This window comes from Streptomyces sp. NPDC057939 (assembly GCF_042887545.1).
In the GTDB taxonomy this organism is placed as follows: domain Bacteria; phylum Actinomycetota; class Actinomycetes; order Streptomycetales; family Streptomycetaceae; genus Streptomyces.
Window position 1 is genome coordinate 70,997 of sequence record NZ_JBHVPG010000040.1, and the last position, 16,950, is coordinate 87,946.

Here is a 16,950-nt window from a genome sequence, read left to right on the forward strand (position 1 = left end):
GCTTCATAGAGACCTGGTGCGCCTGATCGCCCGCACCCCCCGCGCGGATCGACGGCTCGGACCCAGTGGTTCGTGGACCCGCACATACAGACTCGCTTGTTCTTGGAAAAATTGAACTTGCGTTTCACAGTGTGAGACGTGAATATCGTTTCATGGACAACTCTAGCGGCGTCGGCGTTCTCGACAAGGCAGCTCTGGTACTGAGCGCACTGGAGTCCGGTCCGGCCACCCTCGCCGGGCTGGTCGCGGCGACAGGGCTCGCACGACCCACGGCACATCGCCTTGCCGTGGCACTGGAACACCACCGAATGGTGGCGAGGGACATGCAGGGCCGGTTCATCCTCGGTCCGCGGCTGGCAGAACTTGCCGCCGCGGCCGGCGAGGACCGTCTGCTGGCCACGGCCGGACCGGTGCTCACGCACCTCCGTGACGTGACGGGCGAGAGCGCACAGCTCTACCGTCGTCAGGGCGACATGCGCATCTGCGTGGCAGCGGCGGAACGGCTCTCGGGCCTGCGGGACACCGTCCCGGTGGGCTCCACCCTGCCCATGAAGGCGGGCTCGGCCGCGCAGATCCTGATGGCGTGGGAGGAGCCCGAGCGGCTCCACCGCGGCCTCCAGGGCGCGCGCTTCACGGCCACGGCCCTGTCGGGCGTACGGCGCCGCGGCTGGGCCCAGTCGATCGGCGAGCGGGAGCCCGGCGTGGCCTCCGTCTCCGCGCCCGTGCGCGGGCCGTCGAACCGCGTGGTGGCCTCCGTGTCGGTCTCCGGACCGATCGAGCGCCTGACCCGCCACCCGGGGCGCATGCACGCCCAGGCCGTCATCGACGCGGCCGCCCGACTGACGGAGGCCCTGCGCCGCTCCGGCTGATCACCCCGGTCCGAGGGACCTCCCTCACCCATCCCCCCGGGCCCGGGGGCGCGTACGACGCCGCACACGTCCGAACTCGCGCCTCCGGGCCCGCTCTTGTCCGCCGCCCCACGCGGTCACGGCTCACGGGTCCGCGCGACCCCGGGAACAGCGAAGAGGCCCTCCGCGATGATCGCGGAGGGCCTCTTCCATGCGTACCCCCGACCGGATTCGAACCGGCGCTACCGCCTTGAGAGGGCGGCGTGCTAGGCCGCTACACAACGGGGGCCTGTTTGGTGTTGCGCTGGGCTACCAGGACTCGAACCTAGAATAAGGGAACCAGAAACCCTCGTGTTGCCAATTACACTATAGCCCATAGTGGTCTAGACCTTGCTAGACGTAGTACCCCCGACCGGATTCGAACCGGCGCTACCGCCTTGAGAGGGCGGCGTGCTAGGCCGCTACACAACGGGGGCCCTAGCGATCCTGCATCAAGACGTCCGGGAGCTACCCAAATGAAGATCTTGCGGGAAGGATCTGTACCCCCGACCGGATTCGAACCGGCGCTACCGCCTTGAGAGGGCGGCGTGCTAGGCCGCTACACAACGGGGGCAAGCACTGCGTTACTTCTGTACTGCGCTGGGCTACCAGGACTCGAACCTAGAATAAGGGAACCAGAAACCCTCGTGTTGCCAATTACACTATAGCCCACCAAAACTCAAGCCCCTGGAGGGCTTTCGTTCGGTTAGCGCTTCCCTCCGGCCTTTCGGCCCGCTCGGGCGGCGCAGAAAGAACATTACCGGATGCCTGACCGTGCTCCAAAACGGGTATCCCCGGCCAGCACCCCCGGCAGGAGGTCGAGGCCCGTGATGTGGTGAACGCCGTCGGGCGCCGGCCCCCGTTCGCCGTCGCGATCCAGCCAGACCGCGGTGAGGCCCGCGTCGCGGGCGCCCCGGGCGTCGATCTCGGGCTGGTCGCCGACGTACGCCACCTCCCCGGGCGGCAGGCCGAGGGCCTCGCAGGCGCTGAGGAAGGCGGCCGCCTCGGGCTTGCTGACGCCGAGCTCGGCGGCGCAGACCAGCACCTCGAAGCGGTCCCGCAGTCCGAGTCGGCGCAGCTTGGGGTCCTGGTTGGCGACGGAGGAGTTGGTGAGGACGCCGTGCCGGTAGGCGCCCGCCAGGGCGTCCAGTGCGGGCACGACGTCGGGGAAGAGGGTCCAGGCGGCCTGGTAGTGGCGCACGTAGCGGTCGAACCAGGCGTCGGCCTGCGCGGTGGTCAGCGCGGGCTCCCCGAGGAAGTCCCGGACGCGGTCCTGGCGCTGGCCCGGGAAGGTGACCTCGCCGGCGGCGAAGCGGGCCCAGTGGCGTTCGGTGAGGCGCCGCCACAGGGCGATGGCCTCCGTCGGGGACCCGTAGCGCTCCCCCAGGCCCTCTTCGACGAGGTGTTGTCCGAATCCGGCGGTGTCGGCACCCGTGTAGTCGAAGAGGGTGTCGTCGATGTCCCACAGCACGGCGCGGATCGGCATGCGGCCGAGCCTACGCCGGGGCGGGCGCCCGCGGGGCGGTGCCGCGGAACCCGGTCGCAGTGGGGGCGGCGGAACGCCATGGGGGCGGCGGCCGGGGTCGGCCGCCGCCCCCACGGGGGTGGTGCGGGTCAGGCGTTGAGCTTGGCCAGCGTCGCGTCGATGCGGGCCAGCGAGCGCTCCTTGCCCAGGATCTCCAGGGACTCGAAGAGCGGCAGGCCGACGGTGCGGCCGGTCACGGCGACGCGGACGGGGGCCTGGGCCTTGCCGAGCTTGAGGCCGTGGGCCTCGCCGGCGGTCAGGACGGCCTGCTTGAGGGCCTCCGGGTCGGACCAGTCGGCCGTCTCCAGGTTGGCGCGGGCCGTGGTCAGCAGGGCCGCGGGCTCGCCCTTCATCGCCTTGTCCCAGGACGCCTGGTCCTCGACGGGCTCCTTGCGGAAGAGGAAGTCCACGTTCGCGGTGATGTCCGACAGGACGGTGACGCGGGTCTGGGCGTGCGGGGCGATGCGGGCCCAGGCCTCGGCGTCGAAGTCCTCGGGCGCCCAGTTGGCGTGCGGGGCCGTGAGCCAGGGGGCGCAGGCGTCCGCGAAGTCCTTGGGGTCCAGCTGCCGGATGTGGTCGGCGTTGATCGCCTCGGCCTTCTTGAGGTCGAAGCGGGCCGGGTTGGCGTTGACGTCCGGGATGTCGAACTTCGCCACCATCTCCTCGATCGAGAAGATGTCCTGGTCCTTGGAGAAGGACCAGCCGAGGAGCGAGAGGTAGTTCAGCAGGCCCTCGGGCAGGAAGCCGCGCTCGCGGTAGAGGTTGAGCGAGGACTCCGGGTCGCGCTTGGAGAGCTTCTTGTTGCCCTCGCCCATGACGTACGGCAGGTGGCCGAACTCGGGGACGCCCTTGGCGACGCCCAGCTCGATCAGTGCCCGGTAGAGCGCGATCTGGCGGGGGGTGGAGGACAGCAGGTCCTCGCCGCGCAGGACGTGGGTGATCTCCATCAGCGCGTCGTCGACCGGGTTGACCAGGGTGTACAGCGGGGCGCCGTTGGCCCGGACGATGCCGAAGTCCGGCACGTTCTCCGGGGTGACGGAGATCTCGCCGCGCACCAGGTCCGTGAAGGTGATGGTCTCGTCGGGCATCCGGAAGCGGACGATCGAGGCGCGGCCCTCGGTCTCGTACGCGGCCTTCTGCTCGGCGGTGAGGTCGCGGCAGTGGCCGTCGTAGCCGGAGGGCTTGCCGGCCGCGCGGGCCGCGTCGCGGCGCCGGTCGAGCTCCTCGGTGGTGCAGTAGCAGCTGTAGGCGTGGCCGCCGTCCTGGAGCTTCTTCGCGACGTCCGCGTAGATGTCCATGCGCTGGGACTGGCGGTACGGGGCGTGCGGGCCGCCGATCTCGGGGCCCTCGTCCCAGGTGAAGCCGAGCCAGCGCAGCGAGTCGAGCAGCTGCTCGTAGGACTCCTCGGAGTCACGGGCCGCGTCGGTGTCCTCGATGCGGAAGACGAACGTGCCGCCGTGGTGGCGCGCGAACGCCCAGTTGAACAGGGCGGTGCGGACCAGGCCCACGTGGGGGTTGCCGGTCGGGGAGGGACAGAAACGTACGCGGACGGGTCCGTTAACCACGCTTGATCACCTTGTTGGTGAGAGTGCCGATGCCTTCGATGGTGACGGCGACCTCGTCGCCGACGTTGAGGGGGCCGACTCCGGCCGGGGTCCCCGTGAGGATGACGTCGCCCGGGAGCAGCGTCATGGCCTCGCTGATGTGCACGATGAGGTCCTCGATGGAGCGGACCATGTCGCTGGTGCGGCCGAGCTGGCGCTGTTCGCCGTTGACGGTGCACTGGATGGTCAGGTCGCTCGGGTCGAGGTCGGTCTCGATCCAGGGTCCGAGGGGGCAGGAGCTGTCGAAGCCCTTGGCCCGGGCCCACTGCTTCTCCCGCTGCTGCACGTCGCGGGCGGTGACGTCGTTGGCGCAGGTGTAGCCGAGGATCACGTCCTTGACGCGCTCCTTCGGGACCTCGCGGCACATGCGGCCGATGACCACGGCGAGTTCCGCCTCGTGGTGGAGGTCCTGCGAGAAGGAGGGGTACGTGATCGGGTCGCCGGAGCCGACCACCGAGGTGGAGGGCTTGAAGAAGGTGAGGGGCGGTTCGAGACGGCCCTGCGCGTCCGCGACGGAGTTCCCGAGCTCCGCCGCGTGCTCCGCGTAGTTGCGGCCGACGGCCACGATCTTGTTCGGGAGCACGGGCGGCAGCAGCCGGACCTTGGCGAGCGGGACCTTCGTGCCCGAGAGCTCGAAGTCCGCGAACGGGATGCCCTTGATGATGTCGAGGACGAGCTCGCCCCCGGCGCCGGGGGCGGCATCGCCCTCGACCGCGCCGAAGGCGACGTTGCCGTCGATCGAGAACCTGGCGATGCGCACGTGTTGCGTCTGCCCCTCTGTATCCGCTGGCTGGAGTCTGCGGACTCCAGGCTAACGCGGCGGACGGGGGCGTTCGGCGCTCCGTACCCGGGGGACTACGGCGCGGCGACGGCGACCGGGGCGTCCATCAGGATCGTGCGGCGCGGGTTCGCCGTCTGGGCCGGCAGCTCGACGGAGTGCTCCGGGGTGGCCGGGGCCGCCTGCAGCTCCTCGGCGTCCTTCAGGTGCGCGAGGGTGGTGCGGCGGGGGTTGGCTATGTTGCGGAACATCATCGTCGTCTTCATCGGAGTCCGGGGCCCTCGGTTCGGTCGTGGTGGGTGATGGTTGTCGGATGCGCCAACCCTGGCGCCAACCCTTCAATGGGCAAGGCTAAACATCTGAATCCCCGGCTGAACCGGGAAGTAATGGCCACGGCCGTGTGAGTTTGCTCACCAATGACCGGGCATTCCCGGCAAACCGGACGGCCAACTCCACCCGGCCAAACGGACATTGCGCCACTGAATGCGTCATTCCGCTCCTGATCATCAGGACTGGGACACCTTGCCAGACGGAAGCTTTGATTGGCGTAAGTCCGGTTCGTCCCGGTAGTGGTTCCACATGGCGTAGTGCTCCTGTCACGTGCCGTGACGGGCTCGCCGGGGCGACACGCGCACCTTGTTGGAGATCCCCCACTGTGCTGGAATTCGCGGGACCGCCGCGGGAATCAGCCGGCGCGCAGGTGGCGCGAGACAGCGCCGAGCGCGGTGGCACGGAGAGGGAGACGCGCCGGTCACCGACGACCACCATGGGGCCGTCAGTGCCCCAAGACTCGACACCGTCCCACCGGTCGCCCGGCGGGACGCCTGGTCCAGAGGTTGCGACGCTAGTGCAGGGACGATTCAAGAGGGATGGCAGCGCTGCGGCGGAGCAGGAGCCGCGTGGCGGGACCGACCGTGGCTCCTCGCCCCAGCACGCCCAGAACCGCGGGCCGGCTGTCGAAGGAGCGGGACCTGACGCCTCCGCTTCGGTGAAGGCGAAGGGCCGCGGCAAGTCGGGCAAGCCCGGTAAGGCCCTCAAGGCCAAGCCGAAGGGCAAGCTCGACGCGCCCCAGCCGGCGATCGAGGCGATACCGAAGGCCCCCAGTGGGCCCGGTTCCCGTCTCGCCATGCAGAACTGGCGCATCAGCACGCGACTGGTGTCGCTGCTGACCCTGCCGGTCGTCGCCGCCACCACGCTCGGTGGCTTCCGCATCAACGACTCGATGAACGACATCTCGCAGCTGGAGCACATGCAGCTGCTGACGACGATGACCCGGCAGGCCACCAACCTGGCCGCCATGCTCCAGGAGGAGCGGGACAAGTCGGCCGGTCCGATGTCCGTCCTCAAGGACGGCAAGACCAACAGCCTCGTCGCCGGTGTCCGCGATCAGACCGACTCCGCCGCCAAGGCCTTCGCCGCCGCGACCGACAAGGTCGACAACGCGGAGGACAAGGACGAGACCCTCAAGTCGATCCGCAACAACATCCTGCAGATCGGCCGCCAGCTCACCGGCATCGAGGACATCCGCAAAAAGGCGTACATGAACGGCGCCCAGCAGACCGTCACCGAGTACAACGCGCTGATCGTCTCGCTGCTCTCCCTCTCGCAGGACATGGCCCAGGCCACCTCCAGCCCCGAGATGATCAAGCGCACCCGCGCCCTGGCGGCCTTCTCCTCCGCCAAGGAGTACGCCTCCATCCAGCGCGCGATCATCGCCGCCTCGCTCCCCGAGAGCGGCGCCCAGCCGGGCAAGCTGGAGGAGAACGACCGCCTCTACGCCCTCTCCGCGCTCCGCGGCGAGAGCCAGTCGAAGAAGACCTTCGAACTCGTCTACCAGGGCAAGCCCGAGGAACTCCTCGCGGCCCTCGGCGACGGCAACACGGAGATCGGCAGCGCCGACCACTACGCCCGCCGCGTGCTGAGCACCCAGGGGCAGTTCGTCAAGGAGAAGAACCGGTCCTGGATGGACTGGTACGACGCCGACGACACCAAGCTCCAGGCCATGAAGGTCATCGAGCTGACGCTGCTCGAGGACATGGAGCAGAAGGCCCGCGAGCTCAAGAACGAGTCGCAGCAGGACGCCATCATCAACGGTGCCCTGATCCTCCTCGTCCTCGGTGTCTCCCTCGTCGGCGCCTTCGTCATGGCCCGGTCGATGATCCGCTCGCTGCGCCGCCTGCAGGACACCGCGACGCGCGTCGCCCAGGACCGTCTGCCCGAGCTCGTCAAGCAGCTCTCCGAGTCGGACCCGCAGGACGTGGACACCTCCGTGGAGTCCGTCGGTCTGCACACCCGCGACGAGATCGGCCAGGTGGCCGCGGCCTTCGACGACGTGCACCGCGAGGCCGTCCGCCTCGCCGCCGAGCAGGCCCTCCTCCGGGGCAACGTCAACGCGATGTTCACCAACCTCTCGCGCCGCTCGCAGGGCCTCATCCAGCGTCAGCTCTCGCTCATCTCCGAACTGGAGTCGCGCGAGGCCGACCCGGACCAGCTGTCCTCGCTCTTCAAGCTCGACCACCTCGCGACCCGCATGCGCCGTAACGGCGAAAACCTCCTCGTCCTCGCGGGTGAGGAGCCGGGCCGCCGGTGGACCCGCCCCGTCCCGCTCGTCGACGTGCTCCGCGCCGCGGCGTCCGAGGTGGAGCAGTACGAGCGCATCGAACTCTCGTCGGTGCCCGGCACCGACGTCGCCGGCCGCGTCGTCAACGACCTCGTCCACCTGCTCGCAGAGCTGCTGGAGAACGCCACCTCGTTCTCCTCCCCGCAGACCAAGGTGAAGGTCACCGGTCACGCGCTGCCGGACGGCCGCGTGCTCGTCGAGATCCACGACACCGGCATCGGCCTCTCCCCCGAGGACCTGGCCGCGATCAACGAGCGCCTCGCGGCGCCGCCGACCGTGGACGTCTCCGTCTCCCGCCGCATGGGCCTGTTCGTGGTCGGCCGCCTGTCCCTGCGACACGGCATCCGCATCCAGCTGCGCCCCTCCGACTCGGGCGGTACGACGGCCCTCGTCATGCTGCCGGTGGACGTCGCCCAGGGCGGCAAGAAGCCGGCTCCGATGCCGGGCCAGGGCGGCCCCGGATCGCAGGGCAACGCGGGCGGCCCCGGTGGCCCCGGCGGTCAGGCCTCCGTTCCCGGTGCGGGCGCGCGTCCCCCCGTCGGCGCCGGTCCGCAGCGCGGTCAGGTCGCCGGTGGTGGACAGCGCCCCGCCCTGCCCGGTCAGGGCGGTGGCCCCGGTCAGCAGCAGCGTCCCCAGGGACAGGGCCCGGGTCAGGGTCCCGGTCAGGGGCAGGGCCCGCAGGGCGGTCGCCCGCAGCAGGGCGGCCCCTCGGCTCCGACCGGCCAGGGCCAGGCGGCCTTCGGCAGCGGCGCCCCGCTGCCGTCGCGCGGCCAGTCCGGCGGCCCGCAGGTCCGTCCGGCGGCGCCCCAGTCGTCCGGCCCCGGCGCGTTCGCCCAGGGCAACGGCTTCGAGCGACCGCAGCAGGGCCAGCAGCAGCAGAGCCGGCAGCAGCCCCAGCAGGGCCAGTTCCAGCAGGGTCAGCAGGCCGGGCAGCAGCAGCCCGGGCAGTCGCAGCAGCAGCCCGCCGCACCGGTCCAGCGCAAGCGGCCCCAGTTGCCGCCCCGCGGTGGCGCCCCCCGTGCGGAGCTTCCCGGTTCGACCGGTTCGCCCGCCGGGATCCCGCCGGCCACCAGCTGGGGTTCCGCCCAGGGTGGCCCCGAGGTCCCGCGCGGCCACGACGAGCTCTCGGGCCCCGGCTCGACCTCCGAGTTCGCCCGCCCGGACTACAACGCCCCGTACCCGCCCCAGGCGACCGGCGGCAACCCGGCCAACAGCACGACCGGGCAGTTCGAGCGTCCCGACGTACGGGGTCCCCTGGACCCGTCGACCACGGGCCAGTTCGAGCGCCCGCAGCTGGGCGGCCCGCTGGACCCGGCCTCGACCGGCCAGTTCGCCCGTCCGGTCCCGCCCCAGCAGCCGGCGCCGCGGACCGGTGGTCCGGGTGTCGGTGGCTACGGCCAGGACCAGCAGCCCGGCGGCTACGCTCCGGCGCCCGTCCCGGCTCCGCGTCCCGACGCGCCCCGGCTGCCCCAGGCCCACCAGCCCGAGGCCCTGCCGCCGGCTCCGGCCCAGCCGATGGGCGGAGCGGGCCGCAGCCCGATCTTCGACACCCTGGAGTCGAACTGGTTCCGCGAGGAGGGCGAGCAGCCCGCCGCGCAGGCGCCGGCCGTACCCCAGCAGCCTCAGCAGCACCAGCAGCAGGCCCAGCGCGGCCCGGAGCTCGCCGCCGAGCCCGCCGCCGCGGTGACCGGCAGCACGCCGACGGTCAGCTGGCGCTCCTCCCCCAACGACGAGCTGATGCGGCAGGCCGAGCGCGTCCGTCAGCCCGCCGCCGGAGGCATCACGACGTCGGGGCTGCCCCGTCGGGTACCGCGGGCGAACCTCGTGGCCGGCACCGCGCAGCAGCAGGCCGAAGCCCAGGCGGGCCCGCAGGTCTCACGTGCTCCGGACGATGTCCGTGGCCGTCTCACCAACCTCCGACGCGGTATCCAGCAGGGGCGCCAGGCCGGCACCACCGGCCCCGCGACCGGCAGTTACCACATCGACCCCACTTACCAGCAGGAGCGTTAGTTGAGTTCGATGAGCCAGGCGGCACAGAACCTGAACTGGTTGATCACCAACTTCGTGGACAACACCCCCGGGGTGTCCCACACGGTGGTGGTTTCCGCCGACGGACTCCTTCTGGCGATGTCCGAAGGATTCCCCCGTGACCGCGCCGATCAGCTGGCGGCCGTGGCCTCCGGTCTGACGTCGCTGACCGCCGGTGCCTCCCGGATCTTCGAGGGTGGCGCCGTCAACCAGACCGTCGTGGAGATGGACCGGGGATTCCTCTTCCTCATGTCCGTCTCGGACGGCTCCTCGCTGGCCGTACTCGCCCACCCCGAGTGCGACATCGGCCTCGTGGGCTACGAAATGGCCCTCCTCGTGGACCGCGCGGGCAGTGTCCTCACCCCGGACCTGCGCGCCGAGCTTCAGGGAAGCCTGCTCATCTGACTGCACATCCCCCGGCCGGACGGTACTTCCGGCCGGGGGAGCCGGGACCCCACCCCCGGTACCCAGTACCCCCGCCAGGCCGTCATCACGTCCCCCCACCGGCCGCCCCGTCAGACGGCACGCTGACCACTGCTGTCCAGCCCGGAGGATCAATGACCCCGCCCCCCGCCTATCCCGATGCGTACGGAGATTCGTACTCGGAAGGCGACCAGCCGCTGGTACGTCCGTACGCGATGACCGGAGGCCGGACCCGTCCGCGCTACCAGCTCGCCATCGAGGCACTGGTCAGCACCACGGCCGATCCGATGCACCTCTCCGGCCTGCTGCCGGAGCACCAGCGCATCTGCACGCTCTGCCGTGAGGTGAAGTCGGTCGCGGAGGTCTCCGCACTGCTGTCGATGCCGCTCGGTGTCGCCCGGATCCTCGTCGCCGACCTGGCGGAGGCCGGAATGGTGGCCATCCACCAGCCGGGCAATGGAGAGGCCGGCGGAACGCCGGATGTAACGCTGCTCGAGAGGGTTCTCAGTGGACTTCGCAAGCTCTGACGCCGGAGCGGCTCCCCGCTCCACCACCTCCGCGAAGATCGTGGTGGCGGGCGGCTTCGGCGTGGGCAAGACCACGTTCGTCGGCGCGGTCTCCGAGATCAACCCGCTGCGCACCGAAGCCGTCATGACGTCCGCCAGTGCGGGCATCGACGACCTCACCCACACCGGTGACAAGACGACCACCACGGTCGCCATGGACTTCGGCCGCATCACCCTGGACCAGGACCTGATCCTGTACCTCTTCGGTACCCCCGGTCAGGACCGCTTCTGGTTCATGTGGGACGACCTGGTCCGCGGCGCCATCGGCGCGATCGTGCTGGTCGACACGCGGCGCCTGGCGGACTGTTTCCCGGCGGTGGACTACTTCGAGAACAGCGGCCTGCCGTTCGTCGTGGCCCTCAACGGCTTCGAGGGACACCAGCCGTACACGCCGGAGGAAGTCCGCGAGGCCCTGCAGATCGGCCCGGACGCCCCCATCATCACCACCGACGCCCGTCACCGCGCGGACGCGAAGAGCGCGCTCATCACGCTCGTCGAGCACGCACTGATGGCCCGCCTGAAGTAACACGTTTCGTCATGCCGTGCGCCGGGGCGGGTTGTGTCTTACGACACGGCCCGCCCCTGTCGTTCATAACGTTTCGACAGAGAATTATCGGCCCGTGGGCACAGGGTGCGTTCACCCGGTGCCGCTGCGCGCACGACTGGCCCCGTTTTTGCCGCAGCTCGCTCTTTATGTCCGGTTTATGTGGGGCTTAAGGCTCTGTGAATCGCCGATTTCAACTGTTTGGAACACGGACGTCAACCGTGCTGGAATTCAACGAACTAGCTAGTAGCACCGCCGAGAGGTTGTTGGTCGAGTGAGGCGAAGCAACTCGAGCCCCGCGGATGAACCCGCGCGCGGCAACTTCACCCCGCCGCCGCGCGCGGCCACGTCATCCGTCGACGTGCCCGTGGACCCACCCACGAGCGGCGGTAGCACCAGCAAGCTGTCCCCCCGCAACTGGCGCGTGCCGACCCGTCTGAACGCCATCCTCCTCGTACCCGTCCTCGTCGGACTGGTCATGGGCGGCTTCCAGGTCAAGGGTTCGGTCGACAGCTGGAACGAGGCGAAGGACGCGGAGAAGACCGCGCGCATCGTCCAGGCGGCGGCCGAGTACGGCCAGGCGCTCCTCAACGAGCGCGACCTGACCGCCGAACCGCTCCTCAAGGGCGAGCGCAGCAGCGACGTCGTGACCAAGGCGTACGCCGCCACCGACGCCGCCAAGGCGAAGTTCGCGACGGCCGCGAAGGACCTGCCCGCGAAGCAGGGCCTGGAGCGTCGTCTGGAGCTCTTCCGCCAGGAGGAGCCGAAGCTGGAGCAGGTCCGCAAGACCGCCTACGCCGTCCCCGAGTCGGCGAAGAAGAACCTCCCGGCCTCGGCGGGTCCCATCCCGACCGAAGAGGGGTACGTGCTGGTCCAGCACTACCTCATGCAGTTCTCGAACGAGCTCGGCCTCGGCACCGGCAACGTCACCAGCTACGGCCGCATGGTCTACGCGCTCGAACTGGCGAAGGCCGCGAACTCCCTCCAGCGCTCGGTCGGCACGCACCTGCTGGTGCGTCCGAACGAGAGCGAGGAGATCCGCAAGGCCCAGCTCGTCGCCTTCTCCTCCTACGCCTACCTCGAAGAGATAGCCATCGGCGAGTACGTCGCCGCCGGTACCGACGAGGACACGAACCGGCTCAAGGAGGTCATGGGCAAGAAGTCCCAGGAGGGTGCCGCCAAGCTCGCGCAGGCCAAGCAGGCCGCCGAGCAGTCCGGTGCCGTCTTCAAGGCTCCGCCCGTGGTCAACGGCTCCCCGCTGATCGGCATGACCGAGGCGATAGCCGGCGGCGACAAGAACACGAAGCTGGCCCAGAACGGCACGACGCCGGCGGCCTGGCAGGCCGCCGCCACCGCGAAGTTCGACGGCTACGCCGAGATCGAGAAGGAACTCCTCCAGAAGGCCGTCGACGACGCCGTGGCGGTGTCCGACGAGTCCCGCGGTGACGCCATCCTGACCGGCGCGATCGTGGTCGTGGCCCTCCTCGCCGCCTTCATCCTGGCCGGCATGATGGCCCGCCAGATGGGCCGCGCCATGCGCCACCTGCGCAGCTCGGCCTTCGACATCGCCGAGCAGCGCCTGCCGATGCTCGTCGACCAGCTCTCGCGGACCGACCCGGGCAAGGTCGACACCCGCGTCGCGCCGATCCCGATCAACTCCCAGGACGAGATCGGCGAGGTCGCCCGCGCCTTCGACCAAGTCCACCGGGAAGCGGTCCGGCTCGCCGCCGAGCAGGCCCTCCTGCGAGGGAACGTCAACGCGATCTTCACGAACCTCTCCATGCGCAACCAGTCGCTGATCGAGGGCCAGCTGACCCTCATCACCGACCTGGAGAACAACGAGGCCGACCCGGACCAGCTGGAGAACCTCTTCCGCCTGGACCACCTGGCCACCCGCATGCGCCGCAACGGCGAGAACCTCCTCATCCTCGCGGGTGAGAACCCGGGCCGCCGCTGGGACCAGCCGGTGCCCCTCGTCGACGTCCTGCGCGCCGCCTCCTCCGAGGTGGAGCAGTACGAGCGCATCGAGCTCTCCGGCGTCTCCGAGGCCGAGATCCACGGCCAGGCCGTGACCGACCTCGTGCACCTGCTCGCCGAGCTGCTGGAGAACGCCACCACGTTCTCCTCCCCGCAGACCAAGGTCCGCGTCAACGCCACGCGTCTGCCCGACGGCCGCGTCATGGTCGAGATCCACGACAAGGGCATCGGCCTCACCGCCGAGGACTTCGCGGACATCAACCACAAGCTGGCCAACCCGCCGACCGTGGACGCCGCGATCTCGCAGCGCATGGGTCTGTTCGTGGTCGGCCGGCTGGCGGACCGCCACAGCATCCGCGTCCAGCTGCGCCCCTCGGGCGAGGCCGCCGGCACCACCTCGCTGGTCATGCTCCCGGACGCCATCACCCACGGTGGCGGTGGCGAGGGCATCCCGGACGACGACTTCACGGTCTCCTCGATCATTCCGGAGCAGAAGACCCAGCTGGCCGCCCCGCTGCGCACCGCGGCCGAACTCGGCTTCGACGACTCGGCGTACGACCGCCAGGGCGACCGGAACGCCGACGGGGCCCCCGCGGACCCGGTCGTGCGGTCCCTGGGCCGCGAGGAGCGCCGAGCCGCTCTGGAGGCTCAGGTCGGCTACCCGCAGGGGCAGTCCGAGTACCCCGCGCAGGAGTATCCGGAACCTCAGCCGGAACACGGCTACCAGCCGTACCAGGGCTATGAGGAACCGGCCGCGCAGACCTACGAGAACGGCTACGAAGCTCCGCAGCAGCAGGGCGGCTACGAGGCGTACCCGGACCAGGCATATGCCTATCCGGAGGTCGGCTACCAGGACCCCCAGCAGCCCGCCCCGTCGTACGAGGGTGGCTACGAGGACCAGTCCCAGCAGGGCGAGTGGCCCCAGCAGAACACCTATTCGGCCTCCTACCAGCAGAGCTACGGGACCGAATCGGAATCGCCGTCCGCTCCCGAACCGGCCGCGGAGCGCGTAGGCTTCGACCGTCCGGGCGCCGCTGCCGACACCGGTCACCAAATGACCGGAGCGGGCCTGCCGCGACGCGGCAGCCAGCAGCAGTGGCAGCCGGCGAAGCAGGAAGCGGAGTCCACCGGATCCCTCTTCGAGCAGCGGCCGCAGCGTCAGCAGCAGCCCGCCGAACCGAAGCGGGCCCCGGAGGAAACCGAAGGCACCGAGGCCTGGCGCTCGACGAACGACGAGCGCTGGCAGCAGGCCGGCAAGCTCCGTGAGCCGAAGGCGGGCGGGGTCACCCCGTCCGGTCTCCCTCGGCGGGTGCCCAAGGCCAACCTGGTCGAGGGCGCTGCGGAGACGACCCCGCAGGGCGGCCCCCAGGTCTCCCGCGCACCCGAGGACGTCCGCGGCAGGTTGAGCAACCTGCGGCGCGGTGTCCAACAGGGACGCAACGCGGGATCCGAGCAGTCAAGTAACAGCTATGACCAGGAGCGTTAGTGTGAGCCCGATGAGCCAGGCGGCACAGAACCTGAACTGGTTGATCACCAACTTCGTGGACAACACCCCAGGGGTGTCCCACACGGTGGTGGTCTCCGCCGACGGCCTTCTTCTGGCGATGTCCGACGGATTCCCGCGCGACCGCGCCGATCAGCTGGCGGCCGTGGCCTCCGGTCTGACGTCGCTGACCGCCGGAGCCTCCCGGATCTTCGAGGGTGGCGCCGTCAACCAGACCGTCGTGGAGATGGACCGCGGGTTCCTCTTCCTCATGTCCGTGTCGGACGGTTCCTCGCTCGCGGTGCTCGCGCACCCCGAGTGCGACATCGGCCTCGTGGGCTACGAGATGGCCCTCCTCGTGGACCGCGCGGGCAGTGTCCTCACCCCGGACCTGCGTGCGGAGCTCCAGGGAAGTCTTCTCAACTAGCAAACAAGCAGTGCGTTTCGCGTCACCGCACCATAGGGTGCGGTGGCGCGGTTCCACAGGGAGTACTGCGTTCTTGGAGTCGGAGGAGGAAACGTGACAACACCCGGAGGACATCCTTATGGCGGCGCGCAGCAGCCGCAGGGTGGGCACGACCAGAACCGCTTCAACTTTCCCTCCGCTCCCAGCCGGCCCGTGCCGGAGCACAACCCGTACCAGCAGTACGGCCAGCCCCAGCAGCCGCAGCAGCCCCCGCAGGGCCACCGGCCCTCGCAGGGTCCCATGCGGTCCTCGCAGCCCCAGGCTCCGAAGGCGCACAACCCGCTGGTGCGTCCGTACGCCATGACCGGCGGCCGTACCCGGCCGCGTTACCAGCTCGCCATCGAGGCGCTGGTCAGTACCACGGCCGATCCCGCACGGCTGCAAGGGCAGTTGCCCGAGCACCAGCGCATCTGCCGTCTGTGCCAGGAGATCAAATCCGTCGCGGAGATCTCGGCACTTCTCTCCATTCCTCTTGGTGTCGCCCGGATCCTCGTCGCCGACCTGGCGGAGGCGGGCCTTGTCGCCATTCACCAGCCCGGCGGCGACGAGTCTGCCGGCGGCCAGCCAGATGTGACACTGCTCGAAAGGGTGCTCAGTGGACTTCGCAAGCTCTAACGGAGGTTCTGCCGGAGGAGCACCGCGCTCCACCACCTCCGCGAAGATCGTGGTGGCGGGCGGCTTCGGCGTGGGCAAGACCACGTTCGTCGGCGCGGTCTCCGAGATCAACCCGCTGCGCACCGAAGCCGTCATGACGTCCGCCAGTGCGGGCATCGACGACCTCACCCACACCGGTGACAAGACGACCACCACGGTCGCCATGGACTTCGGCCGCATCACCCTGGACCAGGACCTGATCCTGTACCTCTTCGGTACCCCCGGTCAGGACCGCTTCTGGTTCATGTGGGACGACCTGGTCCGCGGCGCCATCGGCGCCGTCGTCCTCGTGGACACCCGCCGCCTGGCGGACTGCTTCCCCGCGGTGGACTACTTCGAGAACAGCGGCCTGCCGTTCGTGATCGCGCTCAACGGCTTCGACGGGCACCAGCCCTACACGCCGGAGGAAGTCCGCGAGGCCCTGCAGATCGGCCCGGACGCCCCCATCATCACCACCGACGCCCGTCACCGCGGTGACGCGAAGAGCGCGCTCATCACGCTCGTCGAGCACGCGCTGATGGCCCGCCTGCGGTAGGCGATCCGCTCGGTAGTTCACCCGGGACGCCGGGAACCCTTGAGGGTTCTCGGCGTTCTGTGGTTCTGCCGCACGGGCGGACGTGGGCGTCGTCGGCGCCGCGGGCGTCGATCCGGTGTCCCCGTGTTTCCGGGCGGGGCCGGGGTGCGCGCAGGGCTCGCCGCCGCGCCGGAGCTGATCCGCCTCCGTGCGGCGGGACTTCACCTCCGCGCGGGGCGGGATTTCGCCACCAGCCGTGCCCCGATTGGCAGTTGGAGGGCATGCGCGTGTAGTTGCGGGACGCGGGAGGCCTCCGTGGCGTCCCGACCCCCGGGCCAAGTCGTCGGTCGGGTCCGCGAGTTCGCGGGCCGGTGCCGCAAGGGCTTCCCAGGGACGTCGAGTTCGACGCAGAGGACCGGAGCGGTTCCCGCCGAGCTCGACCGACGGGCGCCGCGGCCGGATCTGTGCCGGACGACCGACGGCCGCCCGCCGCCCTCGGCCCGCTGCCGAAGGGCATCGAGGTCGAGGGCGGCCGGGCGGCCGTCGGGAGGAGCGGGTGCGTGCTGCGGGTCAGCGCCAGCTGTGGGGGGCCTGGAAGCCCCGGCTGCGCTCCAGGCGGCGCCAGCCGGCCGGAGGGCGGGGGATGCTGGCGGCCTCGGGGGTCGCGGCGGCGCGGGCGAGCAGGATCGCGGTGATCGCGGCCAGCTCCTCGGGCGCGGCGTTGCCCTTCTCGACCTTCAGCAGGGTGTCGGTGGCGATGCTCATCGGTGGCATGTCTCCTTCGTTTACTGCGGCGGGTTGCCGTGCTTGCGCGACGGCAGGTCGGCGTGCTTGGTGCGGAGCATCGCGAGGGCGCTCGCGAGGACCTCGCGGGTCTCGGC

14 protein-coding genes and 5 tRNA genes are annotated in these 16,950 nt (G+C 70.3%); 9 read left to right on the plus strand and 10 right to left on the minus strand.

All coding sequences use genetic code 11. The features are described 5' to 3' along the window. Positions 1 to 152 precede the first annotated feature (152 nt). The gene (gene ndgR, locus ACFVS6_RS31815) at positions 153 to 869 is read left to right on the plus strand and encodes an IclR family transcriptional regulator NdgR (protein ID WP_007266782.1); all 717 of its coding nucleotides are present in this window, start codon (positions 153 to 155) and stop codon (positions 867 to 869) included. A 195-nt stretch (positions 870 to 1,064) separates the two neighbouring features. Here the strand turns inward: ndgR and ACFVS6_RS31820 are convergent. From ACFVS6_RS31820 to ACFVS6_RS31860, 9 genes are all read right to left on the minus strand, one after another. Next, positions 1,065 to 1,137 (minus strand) — tRNA-Glu (locus tag ACFVS6_RS31820). Positions 1,138 to 1,152: 15 nt separating this feature from the next. Then, positions 1,153 to 1,224, minus strand: a tRNA-Gln gene (locus ACFVS6_RS31825). A gap of 27 nt (positions 1,225 to 1,251) precedes the next feature. Next, a tRNA-Glu gene (locus ACFVS6_RS31830) sits at positions 1,252 to 1,324 on the minus strand. 64 nt (positions 1,325 to 1,388) lie between these two features. Continuing rightward, positions 1,389 to 1,461, minus strand: a tRNA-Glu gene (locus tag ACFVS6_RS31835). Positions 1,462 to 1,487: 26 nt separating this feature from the next. Next, positions 1,488 to 1,559, minus strand: a tRNA-Gln gene (locus ACFVS6_RS31840). Positions 1,560 to 1,644: 85 nt separating this feature from the next. After that, the gene (locus ACFVS6_RS31845; RefSeq protein WP_389709298.1) at positions 1,645 to 2,373 is read right to left on the minus strand and encodes an HAD family hydrolase; all 729 of its coding nucleotides are present in this window, start codon (positions 2,371 to 2,373) and stop codon (positions 1,645 to 1,647) included. 128 nt (positions 2,374 to 2,501) lie between these two features. Then, positions 2,502 to 3,977, minus strand: a complete 1,476-nt coding sequence (gene gltX / locus ACFVS6_RS31850) for a glutamate--tRNA ligase (protein ID WP_389709300.1) — start codon at positions 3,975 to 3,977, stop codon at positions 2,502 to 2,504. Further along, positions 3,970 to 4,776: a fumarylacetoacetate hydrolase family protein gene (locus ACFVS6_RS31855; protein WP_389709302.1), complete on the minus strand. Its 807-nt coding sequence runs from the start codon at positions 4,774 to 4,776 to the stop codon at positions 3,970 to 3,972. Before ACFVS6_RS31855 ends, gltX begins: the two co-directional genes overlap by 8 nt. Positions 4,777 to 4,871: 95 nt before the next feature. Continuing rightward, a complete protein-coding gene (locus ACFVS6_RS31860) occupies positions 4,872 to 5,060 on the minus strand; it encodes a hypothetical protein (RefSeq protein WP_388901989.1) in 189 nt (62 codons plus the stop codon). A gap of 581 nt (positions 5,061 to 5,641) precedes the next feature. Here ACFVS6_RS31860 and ACFVS6_RS31865 point away from each other — a divergent pair. The 8 genes from ACFVS6_RS31865 to ACFVS6_RS31900 all read left to right on the plus strand — a co-directional run bounded on the left by ACFVS6_RS31865 (position 5,642) and on the right by ACFVS6_RS31900 (position 16,090). After that, positions 5,642 to 9,424, plus strand: coding sequence for a nitrate- and nitrite sensing domain-containing protein (locus ACFVS6_RS31865; RefSeq protein ID WP_389709304.1), 3,783 nt, complete (start codon positions 5,642 to 5,644; stop codon positions 9,422 to 9,424). 9 nt (positions 9,425 to 9,433) lie between these two features. Continuing rightward, complete coding sequence (locus ACFVS6_RS31870; RefSeq protein ID WP_008739864.1) at positions 9,434 to 9,847, plus strand: roadblock/LC7 domain-containing protein; 414 nt, start codon at positions 9,434 to 9,436, stop codon at positions 9,845 to 9,847. A gap of 152 nt (positions 9,848 to 9,999) precedes the next feature. Beyond that, on the plus strand, positions 10,000 to 10,392 hold the full coding sequence (locus tag ACFVS6_RS31875; protein WP_007266775.1) for a DUF742 domain-containing protein: 393 nt from the start codon (positions 10,000 to 10,002) through the stop codon (positions 10,390 to 10,392). Next, positions 10,373 to 10,957: an ATP/GTP-binding protein gene (locus tag ACFVS6_RS31880; RefSeq protein WP_100660867.1), complete on the plus strand. Its 585-nt coding sequence runs from the start codon at positions 10,373 to 10,375 to the stop codon at positions 10,955 to 10,957. The genes ACFVS6_RS31875 and ACFVS6_RS31880 overlap by 20 nt, the downstream gene beginning before the upstream one ends. Positions 10,958 to 11,249: 292 nt before the next feature. Continuing rightward, entirely contained in the window at positions 11,250 to 14,438 is a 3,189-nt protein-coding gene (locus ACFVS6_RS31885) for a nitrate- and nitrite sensing domain-containing protein (protein ID WP_389709306.1), read from the plus strand. A 10-nt stretch (positions 14,439 to 14,448) separates the two neighbouring features. Beyond that, positions 14,449 to 14,862, plus strand: a complete 414-nt coding sequence (locus ACFVS6_RS31890) for a roadblock/LC7 domain-containing protein (protein ID WP_030037347.1) — start codon at positions 14,449 to 14,451, stop codon at positions 14,860 to 14,862. 93 nt (positions 14,863 to 14,955) lie between these two features. Next, the gene (locus ACFVS6_RS31895; protein WP_281210027.1) at positions 14,956 to 15,516 is read left to right on the plus strand and encodes a DUF742 domain-containing protein; all 561 of its coding nucleotides are present in this window, start codon (positions 14,956 to 14,958) and stop codon (positions 15,514 to 15,516) included. After that, positions 15,497 to 16,090: an ATP/GTP-binding protein gene (locus ACFVS6_RS31900; RefSeq protein ID WP_319192543.1), complete on the plus strand. Its 594-nt coding sequence runs from the start codon at positions 15,497 to 15,499 to the stop codon at positions 16,088 to 16,090. Before ACFVS6_RS31895 ends, ACFVS6_RS31900 begins: the two co-directional genes overlap by 20 nt. A gap of 549 nt (positions 16,091 to 16,639) precedes the next feature. On the opposite strand, the gene ACFVS6_RS31905 is transcribed toward ACFVS6_RS31900, so the two are convergent. After that, the gene (locus ACFVS6_RS31905; protein WP_389709307.1) at positions 16,640 to 16,834 is read right to left on the minus strand and encodes an acyl-CoA carboxylase subunit epsilon; all 195 of its coding nucleotides are present in this window, start codon (positions 16,832 to 16,834) and stop codon (positions 16,640 to 16,642) included. Positions 16,835 to 16,950 lie beyond the last annotated feature (116 nt).

Excerpts from the sequence above, each read along its gene's own strand:
- ndgR (WP_007266782.1), top strand. The coding sequence starts at position 153 with ATGGACAACTCTAGCGGCGTCGGCGTTCTCGACAAGGCAGCTCTGGTA.
- ACFVS6_RS31845 (WP_389709298.1), bottom strand. The coding sequence starts at position 2,373 with ATGCCGATCCGCGCCGTGCTGTGGGACATCGACGACACCCTCTTCGAC.
- ACFVS6_RS31860 (WP_388901989.1), bottom strand. The coding sequence starts at position 5,060 with ATGAAGACGACGATGATGTTCCGCAACATAGCCAACCCCCGCCGCACC.
- ACFVS6_RS31870 (WP_008739864.1), top strand. The coding sequence starts at position 9,434 with ATGAGCCAGGCGGCACAGAACCTGAACTGGTTGATCACCAACTTCGTG.
- ACFVS6_RS31875 (WP_007266775.1), top strand. The coding sequence starts at position 10,000 with ATGACCCCGCCCCCCGCCTATCCCGATGCGTACGGAGATTCGTACTCG.
- ACFVS6_RS31890 (WP_030037347.1), top strand. The coding sequence starts at position 14,449 with ATGAGCCAGGCGGCACAGAACCTGAACTGGTTGATCACCAACTTCGTG.
- ACFVS6_RS31905 (WP_389709307.1), bottom strand. The coding sequence starts at position 16,834 with ATGAGCATCGCCACCGACACCCTGCTGAAGGTCGAGAAGGGCAACGCC.